Origin of the sequence: Streptomyces sp. NBC_00353 (genome assembly GCF_036108815.1) — a bacterium.
Classification (GTDB): Bacteria; Actinomycetota; Actinomycetes; order Streptomycetales; family Streptomycetaceae; genus Streptomyces.
Window position 1 is genome coordinate 7,468,786 of the sequence record NZ_CP107985.1, and the last position, 15,227, is coordinate 7,484,012.

Below are 15,227 nucleotides of genomic sequence, written 5' to 3' on the forward strand. Positions count from 1 at the left end.
ACTGGTGAAGCTTGATTCGATGTACCAGGAAGTGATCCTGGACCACTACAAGCACCCCCACGGGCGCGGCCTGCGGGACGGCGACGCCGAGGTGCACCACGTCAACCCGACGTGCGGCGACGAGATCACGCTCCGGGTGAAGTACGACGGCGAGACCATCGCCGACGTGTCGTACGAGGGTCAGGGCTGCTCCATCAGCCAGGCCTCCGCCTCCGTGCTGAACGATCTGCTGGTCGGCAAGGAGCTGGGCGAGGCGCAGAAGATCCAGGAGGCCTTCCTGGAGCTGATGCAGTCGAAGGGCCAGCTGGAGCCGGACGACGCGATGGAGGAGGTGCTGGAGGACGCGGTCGCGTTCGCCGGTGTCTCGAAGTACCCGGCCCGGGTCAAGTGCGCGCTGCTGAGCTGGATGGCGTGGAAGGATGCGACGGCGCAGGCGCTGTCCGAAGGGAAGACGGCATGAGCGACAACGAGACTCTCACCACCAAGCCGGCCTCCGAGGAGGAGGTCCGCGAGGCCCTGTACGACGTCGTCGACCCCGAACTGGGCATCGACGTCGTCAACCTGGGCCTGATCTACGGCATCCACATCGACGACGCCAACATCGCCACCCTCGACATGACACTGACGTCCGCGGCCTGCCCGCTGACCGATGTCATCGAGGACCAGGCGAAGTCAGCGACCGACGGCATCGTCAGTGAGCTGCGGATCAACTGGGTCTGGATGCCGCCGTGGGGCCCGGACAAGATCACGGACGACGGGCGCGAGCAGCTGCGTGCGCTCGGCTTCAACGTCTGAGTCGTGCGCATGACCGAACGGCCCCCGGCTTCCGCCGGGGGCCGTTCGGCGTTGTTCGTCTGCCGTACGCATGGTGTGTGTCCGCCGTTGGCGCGGGAACCGGAGCCTTCTCCTCGACATCACGCCGACGAGAGGCACGCTGTGCTGCATCAGCTTTCGCTCCGGAACCGTCGGGCGGCCACCGCCGCGGCCGGCGTTCTTGCGCTGGCCGCCCTGGGGATCAACACCCCTGCCGACGCCGCGACTTACGGGACTCCGACGATTACTCTGTCGACCGCCTACCTCTCCGGCGCCGTCGGAGCGAGCGGTGACCCCGTGGTCACCGTCACCGTCGCGCAGAGCGGTGCAGATGTCACCGCGCTCGGTGTGGCGGCGTCCGCCAGTTCCAAGTCGTCCGTCGCCGGAACCGGTGATGTGACCGTGACGGGGACCGGCGCCACCCGGCAGCTCGCGGTCGCCGCGCACGCGCGCGGCTACGCGGACCTCACGATCAAGGTCACCGGGCTGGGCGGCAAGACCGCCACCAAGACGCTGCACTACGCCGCGTCCGCCGCCGTGCAGAACTCTGCCGACACGCGCTACCTCACCGGGTCCTCGGACGCCTCGGCCGCCGTCGATGTCGGGGGCGGATATGCGGTGGTGGCCGACGACGAGTCCAACACGCTGCGGCTGTACAGCCGTTCGGCGTCCGGTGCGCCCGTGAAGAGCTGGGACGTCGGCTCGGCGCTCGGGGCGGACAAGGAGATCGACATCGAGGGCGCGACCCGCGTCGGGAACACCATCTACTGGACCGGTTCGCTCGGCAACAACAAGGACGGCGAGTACAAGTCCGACCGCAACACCGTCTTCACCACGACGGTGACCGGGTCGGGCGCCGCCACCCAGCTGACGGTCGGCGGCTCGTACAAGAAGCTCCGGGACGACCTCGTCGCCTGGGACAGGGCGAACGGCAACCGGTACGGCTTCGCCGCGGGTACGGCGATCGGTCAAGTGCCGAAGCAGATCGACGGGTTCAACATCGAGGGCCTGGAGTTCGCGCCCGGCTCGACCACCACCGCGTACCTCGGCTTCCGGGCGCCGCTCGTACCGCCGAGCGAGGGCGGCAAGGCGCTGATCGTGCCCGTCACCAACTTCGACAAGGTGGCCGGGAGCGGGGCGAAGGCGGTCATCGGCACGCCGATCGAGCTGGACCTCGGCGGGCTCAGCATCCGGGACATCCGGAAGAACGCCGCCGACCAGTATCTGATCGTGGCCGGTTCCTGGGCGGCCGATGACAACTCCGACCCGTACGCCCTCTACTCGTGGGACGGCGTCGCCGGACACGCGCCGGTCAAGCGGGCCGATCTGCCGACCGCCGACCCCGGCGGCTGGGAAGCCGTCGTCGACGTGCCGGACCTGACGGCGCCGGGTGCGCGGGCGCAGCTGATCACGGACGCCGGCTCTGCCGATCTGTACGGGGACGGCACGGAGGCGAAGGACCTCGACCACGCCGAGTGGAAGAAGTCCCGTTCCGTCTGGTTCACCGTCAACAGCTGACGAACGGGCGCGACTTCGCGTTTCGTCATGGTGAACGGCCATGACCACCGGGCAGACTGGCGGTCATGGCCGTTTCCTTTTACTCCATCGTCGTCGACGCCCACGATCTGCCGTCGCAGGCTCGGTTCTGGTGCCGGGTGCTCGACTTGAAGGTGCTCTTCGAAGCCGACGACGAAATCGTCATCGGCGCCGACAAGGACGCCGTGCCCGGTATCACTTTCGTCCCCGTACCGGAGGAGAAGGCGGTCAAGAACCGGCTCCACATCGATCTCGCCCCCGACGACCAGGCCACGGAGGTTGCGCGGATCATCGGCCTCGGGGCCACCCGGCTGGACGTCGGCCAGCGCGCCGATGCGAGCTGGGTGGTGCTGGCGGACCCCGAGGGGAACGAATTCTGCGTGCTGAGCCCGAAGAACTCGCTCATCGACTGAGGGCCGCCTGCACCGGAACCCGGGTCGGGCCCGTGCGCACGGGCCCGACCCGCGCTCACGGGCCGAACTGCGGGGGTACGGCAGCGGCTTCGGCGAGCACCGGCCCCAGATTCTCGTTGCGCATCCGGCGGTCCACGTACAGCAGCCCGGTCACCAGCTGCGGGAACGTCGCCGAGACGAGCTGGCCGACCAGCTGGCCCAGCAGTGATACCACCAGGTACCCGCTCATGGCGACAATGACCGCTGTCGGATTCGGGTCGGAGCCCAGGCTCTCCATGCCGATCATGCCGGGGAACATGCCGAGGATCGAGAACGGCAGCTGGATGATGTAGCTCGCCACGGCCGCCATGACCATGGCCAGCAGCGAGATGCCGAAGATCCGCCACCAGTCACCACGCACCAGCTGCGACGAGCGGCGCAGCGCGGCGATCGGGCGCTGCCCCTCGAAGACCGCGGCCGCGGGGGCCAGCGAGAACTTCACCCAGAGCCAGATCGCCAACGGGGCGGTGGCCAGGACCCCCAGGATGCCCACCGCGATCGCCACCCCGCTGCCGGATCCGCTGTCCAGGGTGATGAAGGCGATCGTCATGGCGATGAAGGCGACCATCATGAGCACCACCGGGATCACCGCGACCAGGGAGGTCAGGAGCACCGTGCCGATCACGGCCGGGACCCGCGCCCAGGCCCGGCGCCAGATGATGCCGAAGGTGGTCGGCCGGCCCAGAACCGCGTCCTGCAGAACCGCCGGAACCGTCGCGTACATCATCGCCGTGGCGGTCATCAGTACCAGGACTGCCACGAGCCAGACGGCGCCGAAGGCGATCACCAGCGGCACGATGTCCTCCGTGCTCGGGCTCTCCTCCGAGGAGAGCTCGATGACCCGGTGCAGAGGGTCACTGACCGCGGAGTACGCGATCGCGACCGCCGCCCCGACCACGACCAGCGCCCCGCCGTACACGGCCGCGCCCACGCCGAACAGCTGCTTCCAGTAGCGGCCCATCGTGGAGAAGGCCCCACCGAGTATGTCCCCGAGGTTGAGGGGCCGGAGCGGTATCACCCCGGGCTTCGGCGGCGGCATCCAGCCGCCGCCCCATCCCGGTTGCCCGGGAGGCCCCCCGTACGGCGCTCCTCCGTACGGTGTGCCACCCCCGGGCACACCGCCGCCCCACCCTGCGTCCTGCGCCACTGCTGCTCCGTTGTCTGTTGTCGTTGCTGTGTGCCGGTCGGGACACCGTAGCGGTCCGGGCCCGGGAGCGGATCCCGGCCGGCGGCACCGGCCGCTGCGAGCCAGGGGCGCCGGGTCCGGCCAACCGTTGTGTACAGGTGTACGCAACGATGCGTACACTCGTACATATGGGATACGGACTGCTGGCCGCAGCCATCGCGGCGGAGGTGGCCGGTACCACGGCCATGAAGTACAGCGAGGGTTTCACCCGGCTGTGGCCCTCGCTCATCACCGTCGTCGGCTATCTGCTGGCCTTCTCGCTGCTCGCACAGACCCTGAAGACACTCTCCATGGGTACCGCGTACGCCATCTGGGCCGGGATCGGCACGGCCGCGGTCGCCACCATAGGGGTCCTGTTCATGGGCGAGTCCGGCAACCCGGTCAAGGTGGCGGGCATCGCCCTGGTCATCGCCGGTGTGGTGGTGCTCAACCTGGGCGGAGCCCACTGATGGCCCGCCGTTACGACCCCGAGCGCCGCGGCCGCATCATCGACGCGGCGATCCGGGTGGTGGGCGCAAAGGGCATCGCGGGGCTCAGCCATCGCTCCGTCGCCGTCGAGGCCGATGTGCCGCTGGGCTCGACGACGTATCACTTCGCCTCGCTCGACGAGCTGCTGATCGCCGCACTGCGCCGGTCGAACGAGAACTTCGCCCGCGCCATGCGGGAGAGCGAGGCACTCCTCGCGCCGGACGCGGACCTCGCCGAGGAGCTGGCCCGGCTGCTGGGGGAGTGGTTCTCCGGCGGGCGCGGGCGACCGGAGCTGGAGTACGAGCTGTATCTTGCGGCGCTGCGCCGGCCCGCGCTGCGCCCCGTCGCCGCCGAGTGGACGGACGGTACCGCCGAGCTGCTCGCCGGACGCACCGACCCGGCAACCGCGCGGGCGTTGATCGCGCTGATGGACGGGATCTGTCTGCAGGTTCTGCTGACGGGCGGGACGTACGACGCGGCGTACGCGCGGGAGATGCTGGCCCGGATCATCGGCTGACCCGGGCCGGCCCGGGTCAGCCGATGATCCGGGCCGGGCGTCGGCGCATCGCTCGTCGGCCGACCGGGGCGACCGGCCGGTTCAGCCGCCGACCGCCGTCAGTGCCGCCCGCACGCTCGCCTCGATGTCCGTGATCGGATACAGCGCCTCGCGGACTGTCCGGTCCCGGTCCACCACCAGCGTCAGCCGCTTCAGCCGGCTGACCCCCGCGACCCGGAACGTCGGCAGGCGCAGCGCTGCCGCCAGCTCCAGCTCCGCGTCGGACAGCAGCGGGAAGCGCAGACCCTCCGCGTCCGCGAACGCCCGCTGCTCGTCAGGGCGTTGGGTGGAGACTCCGTGCACGCTCGCCCCCGCCGCCGTGAACTCGGCCAACTGGTCGCGGTACGTGCAGGATTCGAGGGTGCAGCCGCGCGCGCCCGGGATCTCCGCCCAGCCGGGCGGATAGGCGTCCCGACGGGCGTACGCGCCCGGAAAGCAGTACAGGACGGTGTACGGGGTGTCGGCGACCGGGTCGGTCAGCACGCCGTAGCTGTCGAGAAGTTGCAGCTCGGGCAGGCGCGTGCCCACCAAGGCGTGCACCCGCGCCGCCTCCCGGGACGCCTCCGTCGTCGTCGCCATCGTCTCTCCGTCTCCCGTCACCCAGGTGTCGCCCCAGTCCTGGAGCGCGATCAGCACGGGCAGCAGCGCCCGGCCGCGCGGGGTGAGCCGGTACTCGTACCGGGCCGGGCGGTCCTGGTACGGCTCCCGGGTCAGTACGCCCGCGTCGACCAGCAGGCGCAGCCGCTCGGTGAGCACCTTGCGGGACATGCCCAGCTCCTGCTGCAGCGCGTCGAAGCGGTGCACCCCGCGCGCTGTGTCCCGCACGATCAGCAGGGTCCACCAGTCGCCGACGACATCGAGGGCCTGGGCGATCGCGCAGTCGGCGTCGGCCAGGCTGGTGCGCTGCGGCATTGCTTCGTCTTCTTCCGTTCTCTTCCCCGGGTAGGCCATGGCTGGATTGACCCGCGGAAAGCATGCTGCCATAGTCCGTTCCCAAGGGGAACTCACTGGGGGGTGCTGCGGATGGGGATGCTGCGGAACGTGCCGCGGACGGTGCGGCTGTTGGCCTTCGGCGCCTTCCTCAACGGAGTCGTCAGCTTCACCTTCGTCTATCTCTTCGTCTATCTGACCGGACCGCGCGAACTGACCGTCCCGCAGGCCGGAGTGATCGCGGGCATCGGCGGGGTCGGCCTGGTCGCCGGGAACTTCACCGGCGGCTGGTTCGGCGACCACTACGGCCACCGCCGGATGCTCCTCGCGGGCGCGCTGGTGAGCGGCGCGGCGTTCGTCACCCTGCCGGTCCTGCCGGTCGCGGCGATGTACGGGGTGCTGCCGCTCGCTCAGTACGCGGCCGGCGTCGTACGCGCCGCCAACTCCGCACTCGTCGCCGTCTCCGTGCCCGAGGGCGGCCGACGCCAGAGCTTCGCCGTGATGCGCGCCGGCGGCAACGCGGGCTTCACCGTCGGCCCACCGCTCGGCGCGCTGGTCGCCGCCCACTTCTCGTACGACTGCCTGTTCGTCGTCGACGGCCTGGGGACGCTGCTCTTCGCCGTGTACGCATCGAAGGTGCTCCCGGCGCGCGGCACCGTACACACCCGGCCGGTCCACGACCCCGACGCGCCCGGGCTCCGGCGGGAGCTGCGGGCCAGGCCGGCGGTGCCGGTGCTGCTCGCCGCGATCCTCTGCGTGGACCTCGTCTACCGGCAGCAGTACTCGACCCTGCCGGTCTTCCTTGCCGATCACGGCCGCAGCACACAGTTCTACGGCTGGCTGCTCGCCATCAACGGCGGCGTCATCCTCTGCCTCGAACTCCCCGTGACGCACGCGCTGCGCCGACGGGCGCCGCTGAGCATCGTCGGCGCCGGTCTGTTGCTGGTGGGGCTGGGGTTCGCGGCGCTGATCCCGGGGGCGGGGGTGCTGTTCGCCGTCACCATGATGGCGTCGGTGACCGCGGGCGAGATCCTCTACAAGACCACCGCCACGGCGTACGTCGCGGACCAGGCGCCCGCCCATGCGCAGGGCCGCTTCCAGAGTCTGTACGCGGGCGCCTCCATCAGCGGGCAGGTGCTGGCGCCGCCGCTCGGCGGCGCGCTCTACGCCACCGCGCCGCAGCTGCTCTGGCCGGCCTGTGCGTTGCTGGCGGGCGGCGCGGGCCTCGCGGTGCTGGCGGCGCGGCGGCTGAGAGGGCCCGGGCCGGGAACCGCGCGGGGGCCGGTGCGCGACGCGCCTGCCGGGCAGGCGCCACCCGTACGGCAGGCACAGTCCGGGTGAGCGGATCGTGCGAGGCCGGCGAGGGCTGCGCGGTGACCGTCCGGCGAGACCGGTTGGCTCCGGCGGGGCCTCGCCGGTTAGGTTTCGTGTCATGACCGACACGACTTCTCGCACCACCGGCGCCGTCGCCGCCGGCCTCGCCACCATCGCCGGCGACGGTTCCGTTCTCGACACCTGGTACCCCGCCCCCGCGCTCGCCGCCGAGCCCGGCCCGGCCGGAACCGAGCGGCTCACCCCCGACCTCGCCGTGAACCTGCTCGGTGAGGGTGCGGCCAGGGCCATCGGCGTGGACGCCCGTCGCGGTGTCGAGATCGTCGCCGTCCGTACGGTCATCGCCTCGCTCGACGACAAGCCGCTCGATGCGCACGACGCGTACCTGCGCCTGCACCTCCTCTCGCACCGCCTCGTCCAGCCGCACGGCCAGAACCTGGACGGCGTCTTCGGCCTCCTCACCAACGTCGCCTGGACGTCGCTGGGTCCGGTCGCCGTCGACGACCTGGAGCACGTGCGGCTGAACGCCCGCGCCGACGGCCTGCACCTCCAGGTCACCTCGGTCGACAAGTTCCCCCGGATGACGGACTACGTCGCACCGAAGGGCGTCCGGATCGCCGACGCCGACCGGGTCAGGCTCGGCGCGCACCTCGCCGCCGGTACGACCGTCATGCACGAGGGCTTCGTCAACTTCAACGCCGGGACGCTCGGCACGTCGATGGTCGAGGGCCGCATCTCCGCGGGCGTCGTCGTCGGCAACGGCTCCGACATCGGCGGCGGCGCCTCCACGATGGGCACCCTCTCCGGCGGCGGCAAGGAGCGCATCGTCATCGGCGAGCGCTGCCTGATCGGTGCCGAGGCCGGCGTCGGGATCGCGCTCGGCGACGAGTGCGTCGTCGAGGCCGGTCTGTACGTCACCGCCGGTACGCGCATCACGCTGCCGGACGGCCAGATCGTCAAGGCGCGCGAGCTCTCCGGCGCCTCGAACATCCTCTTCCGCCGCAACTCGGTCACCGGCGCCGTCGAGGCCCGCCCGAACAACGCGGTGTGGGACGGTCTGAACGACGTCCTGCACAACCACAACTAGCCTGTAGCGGCGAGGAGTTCCTCGTACGCCCTGCGCAGCCCGTCGGTCGCCTCGCGCCCGGCGGGCTGCAGCGGTTCCCGGACCGGGCCCGCGTCGAGCAGTGCCTTGGCCGTCACGGTGCCGGGCAGACCCGACGCCATCATCAGTTCGGCCAGCGGCACAGTCAGCCGATTGAGCCGGGCGGCCTCCGCGGTGTCCCCGGCGTCGAACGCGTCGAGAACCACCCGCAGTTGGCGGGGCGCCACATTGGCGACCGTGCTGACATAGCCTGCCGCGCCCACCGCGTACAGCGGCAGGTTGAGCTCCTCGCAGCCCGAGTAGTACGCGAGCGAGGTCGCGCCGATCACCTTTGTCGAGCCGAGCAGGTCGTACGCGCAGTCCTTCACCGCCACGATGCGCGGGTGCCCGGCCAGCCGCAGCAGGGTCGCCGGCTCGATCCGGGTGCCGGTGCGGCCGGGGATGTCGTACAGCATCAGCGGAATGCCGGTGGCGTCGGCGACGCGCCCGAAGTGCGCCTCGACGGCTGCCTGCGGGGGTCTGCTGTAGTACGGCGTCACGACCAACAGCCCGTCCGCGCCTGCCTGTTCGGCCTGTTGCGCCAGCTGCACGGTGTGCCGGGTGTCCGCACTGCCGACCCCCGCGACGAGCGGTACGCCGTCGCCGACGGCTTCCCGGACCGCGCGCAGCAGTGCGGTCTTCTCGGCGTCGGTGGTGGTCGGGGACTCGCCGGTGGTGCCGCTGAGCACCAGGCCGTCGCAGCCGTCGGCGACGAGGCCGGCGGCATGCTTCGCGGCCGCGTCCAGGTCCAGGTCGCCGTCGGCGGTGAACGGAGTGACCATGGCGCAGAGGGCACGGCCGAAGGGGGCTACGGATGCTGTCATGTCCGAAGTGTCGGACAGCCGGACCGTAAAGGTCTACTTAGTTCTTCTTGGGGTGAAGAGGAAGGAACGCTGAACAATGGTCATTGGAGCCCGGCCCGCGCTCTGGCATGATCGAACACCTATGCGGCAGGCCGATACGGGGGCGGGTGCATGAGCATGCGGGAAACGGCGAGTACGGGGAACGGGACGCGAAGAGCGGTGGCGGCCGTGTGCACGGCCGGGGCGTTGGCCCTGTCGCTGTCGGGATGCGCCGGATTCCTCGTTCCGGCGGGCGAGGGGGAGCCGGGGCCGACGCCGAGCGTCTCGTACACACCCGGCCGGGTACACGCGGAGAAGCTGCAGCCGGGTGACCTGTCCACCACCCCGCCCGCCACCGGGGACGTGCCCAGCAGCCCCGCCACGCCGCCGAGCGCTGCCGCCCGGGCCGACTGCCCGTCCTCCGGCCTCGTCGTGGACATGGGCGAGGTGCAGGCGGCGCTGGGCCACCGGGCCGTGGGGCTCACCCTCACCAACTGCGGCAGCAAGCCGTACCGGGTCGACGGCTACCCGTCCGTCCGGGTCCTGGACGACGAAGGCGAACCGCTGCCGGTCAAGGTGAATCCGGGCTCCTCGTACATGGGAACCGACCCGGGTCCGAAAGAGGTCATGCTGAAGCCGGGGCAGACTCTGCACTCGCTGCTCGCCTGGGTCTCCACCGCGACCGGCGGCGACCTCATCGAGGGCGACGCGCTGGAGATCGCACCGGCCCCGGGACTGGAAGCGCGCACGTTCCCGCTGAAGGGGAGCGACGTACGGCTGCTCGACGAGCTGAACATGACCGCCTGGCGCACCGTGTCGCCCCAGTAGCGCCGCCGGGGCGGCTCAGAGGGCGAGCTTGAAACCTTCGTGGCTGCGGTCGAAGCCCAGCGACTGGTAGAACCGGTGCGCGTCGGCACGCCGCTTGTTGCTGGTCAGCTGCACCAGCGCACAACCCCGCAGCCGGGCCCGGTCGACGGCCTGCCTCATCAGCTCGCGCCCCAGCCCGTCGCCCCGCCGGTCGGTCCTGATCCGCACCGCCTCGATCAGCGCCCGCTCCTCGCCGCGCTTCCCGAGCCCCGGGATGTACGTGGCCTGCAGGCAGCCCAGCACCGTGTCGCCGTCCACCAGCACAAGCATCTCGTTGCGCGGATCGCTCTCGATATCGGCGAAGGCTTTCTCGTACGCCTCGTCGACCACGACCGAGGCCGGGTCGACGACCCGGTTCTCGTCGGCGAGCAGCGCGAGGACGGCGGGCAGGTCGGCGCGGGTGGCGGTACGAAGGATCACGCCCCGGAGTCTGGCACGGGCACCTGAGCGCTCAGCAGCCGGATACGGTGCGGTCGCGCGGCCGGCCGGCGCCGGGCTCCCGTGAAGCCGGTGGTTGACCTCAAGCGTGCTTGACCTATCAGGGTGGTCGTCAGCGGCGCACCGCAGGGGTGCCCCGGTGAGGAGGGCCGTCATGAGCGTGCAGTCCGAGTCCCGTCCCGATGTCGCCCGGGGCGATGTGGGCCTCGTCAAGGCCAGTACCTGGGACGTCGGTACCCCCGCGCGGCAGCGGCAGGCGGTCGAGGCCATCCGTGAGGCGTGGGGCAGCCGGGACTGGCCGCACCAGGGGCTGCTCTCGTACACCGTGCATGCGGGGGACGACGGGAAGACGCTGTTCCACTACTCCCAGTGGAGTGGTGAGGGCGCATATCAGGAGTTCGTCGCGAGCGGACGGGACGCCCGCAACACCGACATCGATGCCGCCGTGCCCGGGATCCGCCGGCTCGGGCTGCACACGTACGAGCTCTACCGCTCCACGGCACCGAGCGAGGACGACACCCCTGAGCCGGGTTGCGTCGTGATCGTCGACGTCGAGTTCGACGGGCCGGACAAGGCGCGTCAACGGGACTGGGTGGACACCGTGTTCGAGGCGCTCGGTACGGATCCGGCACCCGCCCCCGGCGGTATCTCCGGGTACTTCCATGTGAGCGTCGACGGGACCCGCGTACTCAACTACGCGGAATGGGCGAGCGCGCAGGCGCACATCGACGCGCTCACCGCACCCGGCGACGGCGTCGGGTCGAAGACTCCGCAGTGGGAGCGGGTGCAGTCGTACCCCGGGGTGATCGGCGGCGGTGTGCACCGGTACTCGCCCGCGCTCAGTCTGCGGGCGGGCGCATAGCCGGCGAGGACCGGGGTCCACGGGCGCAAGTGCGGGGCCTGTGAACCGGCGGTGGTTCGGGTGGCCGATGCGGGGGGCGGCACGGGCTCCGGGGGAGCGTGGGAAGTGGATGAGGGGGTGCCCGAACGCGTCGATTCCCCGGCTGTGCACGGCAGTTGCCGAGGCCCGGCGGGTGACCGGCCGCCGTCCGTCCTGGGAACCGAGTGGCATGGGCGAAATGCGTCTACGCTTGGTCGGCCTGGGACCACCGCCCCCTGCGGGTCGGTCCGAGCCCGTACCCCCGTACGTCCGAGGAGAACCACCTGATGTCCGCAGAGCGCCCCACCCTGCCACCGGTACGGCTGCACCCCGAGGCGGAGCTGGCACGGGACGCGCTCGCCGCGCCGCTGCTCGCCCGGGCCGTCCGACTCGCCCGCTGGGCGGGACCCGAGACCCGGGTCGGCGCCGGCGGGGAGCTCGTCGAGGCGCAGCTGCCCGCCGCGGCCGATCACCTCGGGCTGGCGGCGGACGAGGACGGTGCCGCGGAGGCCAGTGAGGCGTGGCGGCTCGCGGTCGACACCGGGCTCCTCGACGTCCACGACCCGGAGGGGGACGACGCCGGAGACGATGCCGAGGGGACCGTCAGCGCGGGCGAGAACCTGGGGCTGCTGACCGGCGGCTCCCCGCAGGACGTCCTCACGATCTGGCTCGACGGCCTGGAGGCAGTGCACGCCGACGCCACCGCACCCGTCTTCGACGACTTCGCCGATCTCGTCGGCGAGGACGGCTCGATCGACTTCGACGCCCTGGACTGGGACCCGGAGGCGGAAGCCGAATTCCTCGACGGCGTGCTCGGCAACCTGTATCTGCTCACGGTCGGCGACGGCAGCGAGGGCGAGACACCCGTACCGCTGCCCGCGCTCGCCGCGTCGATGATCGTGCCCGACGACATGGGCGAGCCCACCGACGACATCCTGGAACAGGTGTCGGAGGCGATGATGCGCCTCGACGACCAGTTCCGGCTTCTCGAACCGATCGGGATCGTCGCCTACCGGCCGGTGGACGAGACGCTGCTCGCCGAGGAGGGCGAGGAGGCCCAGCCGCCCGCCGACGACGAGGACGTCAGCCGGTACGGCATGGTACGGCTGACCCCCCTCGGCCTGTACGGCATCCGGGCCCGGATGCTGGAGGCCGGCATCGATGCCCCGGCGCTCGGCGATCTCACGGACAAGGGCGCGGACAGGCTCCTCGGCGGCATCGCGTACTACCCGGAGGCAGCGGCGCGCAGCGAGGTCGAGCAGTGGCTCGCCCGCCGCGGCGCGGACGGGGCCGCGGGCGAACTGCTGGACGCGTCACGCGGCGCGGACCAGCAGGCCCCGCTGCGCAGGCTGCACTGCCAGCAGGCGCTCGCCCTGGTCGGCGCGGAGGCGGAGCCCGCGGTCCGTGCGGTGCTGGACGACGCGGAGCTGGGCGGCCTCGCCCGGGTCTGGCTCGCCGAGCGCGGCGCGGCGGACGTGCCCCCGCCGCCGGAGTCGATGATCTTCTGGCTCGCCATCGACACGATCGCCGCCCAGCTGGAGGCGGACGGCGATCTGGACGAGCTCCAGGGGCTGGTCGAGGGGCTCTCCGGCCAGCACAGCGGGTTCTTCGACGAGGCGTGGCGGGTGGCGCACCCGGCGACGGCGGACGTCCTGGAGGCGATGGGGCGGCTGCACAGCGACAAGAAGAAGGCGAAGGAAGCACGGAAGGCGGCCTTCAAGGCGCGGTCGCGTTCGGGCGGCTGAGCGGGGCGGCCGGGCCGGACCGTCGGGTCGGGCAGCCGGGCGGAGGTCGGCGGTAGGGACTCTGTGAAGGTTCACAGAAAGGGTGCCGCTTGAAGACGCCTTCAGTTCAACTGCTGTTAGTGCAGGGGCGGGAGCGTGAGCCCGCAAACACCCGTCCCAGCAGCTCCAGGAGTTTCGTGATGCCCTTCACGCGCAGGGAATTCACCAAGCAGTCCGCCCTCACCGGCGCCGGCATCGCCCTGACCGGTACCGTCGCCGCCCTGGCTACCGCGCCTGGTGCCCTCGCCGCGCAGGAGTCCGGCCACGGCCACGACGACCACCACGGTGATGACCACGGACACGGTCACAGCGACGAGCCCGGCTACGGACCGCTGGTCTCCGACCCGAAGGGCATACTCGCGCTGCCCGCCGGATTCTCGTACCGCATCGTCACCCACAGCGGTGTCACCAAGCTGGAATCCGGCGAGTACACCCCCTCCAACCACGACGGCACGGCTGCCTTCGAGGGCCCGCGCGGCGTCACCCTGCTCGTCAACAACCACGAGCTGAGCGGCACCCGGACCGGCTGGGAGCACCCCGTCCCGCTCGCCGAGGGCCTCGTCTACGACCCGATCGCCGCCGGTGGCTGCACCGTCGTCGAGACCCGTCGCGACGGCCGCACCGCCGAGTGGGTCGGCATCGCCGGCACGTCCACCAACTGCGCCGGTGGCGCCACCCCGTGGGGCACCTGGCTCACGTGCGAGGAGACCGAGGACAAGGCCGGCAAGAACGGTCTGCTCAAGGACCACGGCTACGTCTTCGAGGTCGACCCGTACGACGAGCGCGCCAACCGCGACCCGCGCCCGATCAAGGCGTTCGGCCGGTACGCCCACGAGGCTGTCGTCATCGACCCCAAGCTCGGCCACGCCTACCTGACCGAGGACGCGGCCGGCCCCAACGGGCTGCTCTACCGCTGGGTTCCGCCGCACGGCTTCAAGCACGGCCGCGGCAAGCTGCGCACGCTCGCCGACGACGCCGGTGTCCTCCAGGCCACCAAGTGCTTCGACAAGAGCGGCAAGTTCGTCGACGACCTGTCCCGCGCCACGAAGATCGGCACGGTGTACGGCGTGGACTGGGTCGACGTCGTCGACCGCGACGCCAAGACCGTCTCCGTACGCAAGCAGTTCGGCGACCAGGACGTCACCCGCGCCCGCAAGCTCGAAGGCATGTGGTGGGGCGACGGCGGCGTCTACATCGTCTCCTCGTTCGCCCGCGCGGAGAGCCCCGTCCAGCACGACGGCCAGGTCTGGTTCTACGACCCGAAGCGCCGCACGCTGACGCTGAAGGTGCTCCTCGGCGTGAACGCCGACCCGTCGAAGGACGGCGCCTTCGACGGCCCGGACAACATCACTGTCTCGCCGTACGGCGGTCTGGTCATCGCCGAGGACGGCGAGGGCGTCCAGCACCTCTTCGGGGCGACGGAGAGCGGCCGCACGTACCCGATCGCGCGCAACGACCTGAACGCGGGCACGGCCGAGGAGCCGGAGTACAGCGAGTTCACCGGTGTCACCTTCTCGCCCGACGGGAAGACGCTGTTCGCCAACATCCAGACGCCCGGCATCATGCTCGCCATCACCGGCCCGTGGAAGCGCCAGCCGAACCGGCACTGACGCACCGTCCGGACGCGCGCGGAAAACCCGTCGCGCGTCCGGAGGCCGGTCTTCTAAGGTCCTGTCTGTGCCCAGGTGCGCAGGCAGGACCTACTTCCACTCTTAATGGGGATGTCGCGGGTTCAAGTCCCGTCATCGGCTTTCGAGCCGGTGTAGCTCAGGGGGTAGAGCACCTTCGTCGGTTCCGCCGACTGTGATCTCTGGGTACGTACAGCTTCAAGAATTTGCACGCACCTCCCGGTGCGCAGGCTACGGCTACTTCTTCGAAACAAGTCCCGCCGTCGCCGACCTTGATCTCGGGAGGCACAGCACCGGTGCCCGGTGCGCAGGTGACGGATACTTCTCGGATCTGACGGTTGCGGGTTCGAGTCCCGCCCGGCCACGGCCGG

General features: G+C 71.0%; 16 protein-coding genes. 12 read left to right on the plus strand and 4 right to left on the minus strand.

The features are described 5' to 3' along the window. The first annotated feature begins 4 nt into the window (after positions 1 to 4). From sufU to OHA88_RS33670, 4 genes are all read left to right on the plus strand, one after another. A complete protein-coding gene (gene sufU, locus OHA88_RS33655) occupies positions 5 to 460 on the plus strand; it encodes a Fe-S cluster assembly sulfur transfer protein SufU (protein WP_267005782.1) in 456 nt (151 codons plus the stop codon). After that, positions 457 to 795 carry a metal-sulfur cluster assembly factor gene (locus OHA88_RS33660; protein WP_030974666.1) on the plus strand — a complete coding sequence of 113 codons (339 nt, stop codon included), beginning with the start codon at positions 457 to 459 and terminating at the stop codon, positions 793 to 795. The genes sufU and OHA88_RS33660 overlap by 4 nt, the downstream gene beginning before the upstream one ends. A 141-nt stretch (positions 796 to 936) precedes the next feature. Further along, positions 937 to 2,331: a DUF3616 domain-containing protein gene (locus tag OHA88_RS33665; RefSeq protein ID WP_328628263.1), complete on the plus strand. Its 1,395-nt coding sequence runs from the start codon at positions 937 to 939 to the stop codon at positions 2,329 to 2,331. A 65-nt stretch (positions 2,332 to 2,396) separates the two neighbouring features. Beyond that, positions 2,397 to 2,762, plus strand: coding sequence for a VOC family protein (locus OHA88_RS33670; RefSeq protein WP_328628264.1), 366 nt, complete (start codon positions 2,397 to 2,399; stop codon positions 2,760 to 2,762). Between the two features lie 55 nt (positions 2,763 to 2,817). Here OHA88_RS33670 and OHA88_RS33675 read toward each other — a convergent pair whose 3' ends face one another. Then, complete coding sequence (locus OHA88_RS33675) at positions 2,818 to 3,840, minus strand: DUF7847 domain-containing protein (protein ID WP_328628265.1); 1,023 nt, start codon at positions 3,838 to 3,840, stop codon at positions 2,818 to 2,820. Between the two features lie 275 nt (positions 3,841 to 4,115). Here OHA88_RS33675 and OHA88_RS33680 point away from each other — a divergent pair, with 275 nt between their 5' ends. Together OHA88_RS33680 and OHA88_RS33685 are read left to right on the plus strand one after the other, a co-directional pair. Beyond that, a complete protein-coding gene (locus OHA88_RS33680; protein WP_267005785.1) occupies positions 4,116 to 4,436 on the plus strand; it encodes a DMT family transporter in 321 nt (106 codons plus the stop codon). After that, positions 4,436 to 4,972 carry a TetR/AcrR family transcriptional regulator gene (locus tag OHA88_RS33685; RefSeq protein ID WP_328628266.1) on the plus strand — a complete coding sequence of 179 codons (537 nt, stop codon included), beginning with the start codon at positions 4,436 to 4,438 and terminating at the stop codon, positions 4,970 to 4,972. Before OHA88_RS33680 ends, OHA88_RS33685 begins: the two co-directional genes overlap by 1 nt. An 81-nt stretch (positions 4,973 to 5,053) precedes the next feature. Here the strand turns inward: OHA88_RS33685 and OHA88_RS33690 are convergent, their stop codons facing one another. Continuing rightward, the gene (locus OHA88_RS33690) at positions 5,054 to 5,923 is read right to left on the minus strand and encodes a winged helix-turn-helix transcriptional regulator (protein WP_328628267.1); all 870 of its coding nucleotides are present in this window, start codon (positions 5,921 to 5,923) and stop codon (positions 5,054 to 5,056) included. 111 nt (positions 5,924 to 6,034) lie between these two features. On the opposite strand from OHA88_RS33690, the gene OHA88_RS33695 reads away from it, so the two are divergent. After that, the gene (locus OHA88_RS33695; protein ID WP_328628268.1) at positions 6,035 to 7,282 is read left to right on the plus strand and encodes an MFS transporter; all 1,248 of its coding nucleotides are present in this window, start codon (positions 6,035 to 6,037) and stop codon (positions 7,280 to 7,282) included. A gap of 91 nt (positions 7,283 to 7,373) precedes the next feature. Beyond that, complete coding sequence (gene dapD, locus OHA88_RS33700; RefSeq protein ID WP_328628269.1) at positions 7,374 to 8,360, plus strand: 2,3,4,5-tetrahydropyridine-2,6-dicarboxylate N-succinyltransferase; 987 nt, start codon at positions 7,374 to 7,376, stop codon at positions 8,358 to 8,360. Here the strand turns inward: dapD and dapA are convergent. Next, positions 8,357 to 9,241, minus strand: a complete 885-nt coding sequence (dapA, locus tag OHA88_RS33705; protein ID WP_328628270.1) for a 4-hydroxy-tetrahydrodipicolinate synthase — start codon at positions 9,239 to 9,241, stop codon at positions 8,357 to 8,359. The two genes, dapD and dapA, sit on opposite strands and share 4 nt — an antisense overlap. A 150-nt stretch (positions 9,242 to 9,391) precedes the next feature. Between dapA and OHA88_RS33710 the strand changes: the two genes are divergently transcribed. Next, the gene (locus OHA88_RS33710) at positions 9,392 to 10,087 is read left to right on the plus strand and encodes a DUF4232 domain-containing protein (protein ID WP_328628271.1); all 696 of its coding nucleotides are present in this window, start codon (positions 9,392 to 9,394) and stop codon (positions 10,085 to 10,087) included. A 15-nt stretch (positions 10,088 to 10,102) separates the two neighbouring features. Here the strand turns inward: OHA88_RS33710 and OHA88_RS33715 are convergent, their stop codons facing one another. Continuing rightward, positions 10,103 to 10,546, minus strand: a complete 444-nt coding sequence (locus OHA88_RS33715) for a GNAT family N-acetyltransferase (RefSeq protein WP_328628272.1) — start codon at positions 10,544 to 10,546, stop codon at positions 10,103 to 10,105. Positions 10,547 to 10,718: 172 nt separating this feature from the next. On the opposite strand from OHA88_RS33715, the gene OHA88_RS33720 reads away from it, so the two are divergent. From OHA88_RS33720 to OHA88_RS33730, 3 genes are all read left to right on the plus strand, one after another. Next, positions 10,719 to 11,426, plus strand: coding sequence for an antibiotic biosynthesis monooxygenase (locus OHA88_RS33720; RefSeq protein ID WP_328628273.1), 708 nt, complete (start codon positions 10,719 to 10,721; stop codon positions 11,424 to 11,426). A 305-nt stretch (positions 11,427 to 11,731) separates the two neighbouring features. Beyond that, entirely contained in the window at positions 11,732 to 13,189 is a 1,458-nt protein-coding gene (locus OHA88_RS33725) for a hypothetical protein (RefSeq protein WP_328628274.1), read from the plus strand. 179 nt (positions 13,190 to 13,368) lie between these two features. Then, positions 13,369 to 14,838 carry an alkaline phosphatase PhoX gene (locus OHA88_RS33730; RefSeq protein WP_326603002.1) on the plus strand — a complete coding sequence of 490 codons (1,470 nt, stop codon included), beginning with the start codon at positions 13,369 to 13,371 and terminating at the stop codon, positions 14,836 to 14,838. Positions 14,839 to 15,227: the final 389 nt, after the last annotated feature.

Bases quoted from the DNA above. Each gene is read 5' to 3' on its own strand.
- OHA88_RS33660 (WP_030974666.1), top strand. From the start codon at position 457: ATGAGCGACAACGAGACTCTCACCACCAAGCCGGCCTCCGAGGAGGAG.
- OHA88_RS33670 (WP_328628264.1), top strand. From the start codon at position 2,397: ATGGCCGTTTCCTTTTACTCCATCGTCGTCGACGCCCACGATCTGCCG.
- OHA88_RS33675 (WP_328628265.1), bottom strand. From the start codon at position 3,840: ATGCCGCCGCCGAAGCCCGGGGTGATACCGCTCCGGCCCCTCAACCTC.
- OHA88_RS33680 (WP_267005785.1), top strand. From the start codon at position 4,116: ATGGGATACGGACTGCTGGCCGCAGCCATCGCGGCGGAGGTGGCCGGT.
- OHA88_RS33685 (WP_328628266.1), top strand. From the start codon at position 4,436: ATGGCCCGCCGTTACGACCCCGAGCGCCGCGGCCGCATCATCGACGCG.
- OHA88_RS33690 (WP_328628267.1), bottom strand. From the start codon at position 5,923: ATGCCGCAGCGCACCAGCCTGGCCGACGCCGACTGCGCGATCGCCCAG.
- OHA88_RS33695 (WP_328628268.1), top strand. From the start codon at position 6,035: ATGGGGATGCTGCGGAACGTGCCGCGGACGGTGCGGCTGTTGGCCTTC.
- dapD (WP_328628269.1), top strand. From the start codon at position 7,374: ATGACCGACACGACTTCTCGCACCACCGGCGCCGTCGCCGCCGGCCTC.
- dapA (WP_328628270.1), bottom strand. From the start codon at position 9,241: ATGACAGCATCCGTAGCCCCCTTCGGCCGTGCCCTCTGCGCCATGGTC.
- OHA88_RS33710 (WP_328628271.1), top strand. From the start codon at position 9,392: ATGAGCATGCGGGAAACGGCGAGTACGGGGAACGGGACGCGAAGAGCG.
- OHA88_RS33720 (WP_328628273.1), top strand. From the start codon at position 10,719: ATGAGCGTGCAGTCCGAGTCCCGTCCCGATGTCGCCCGGGGCGATGTG.
- OHA88_RS33725 (WP_328628274.1), top strand. From the start codon at position 11,732: ATGTCCGCAGAGCGCCCCACCCTGCCACCGGTACGGCTGCACCCCGAG.
- OHA88_RS33730 (WP_326603002.1), top strand. From the start codon at position 13,369: ATGCCCTTCACGCGCAGGGAATTCACCAAGCAGTCCGCCCTCACCGGC.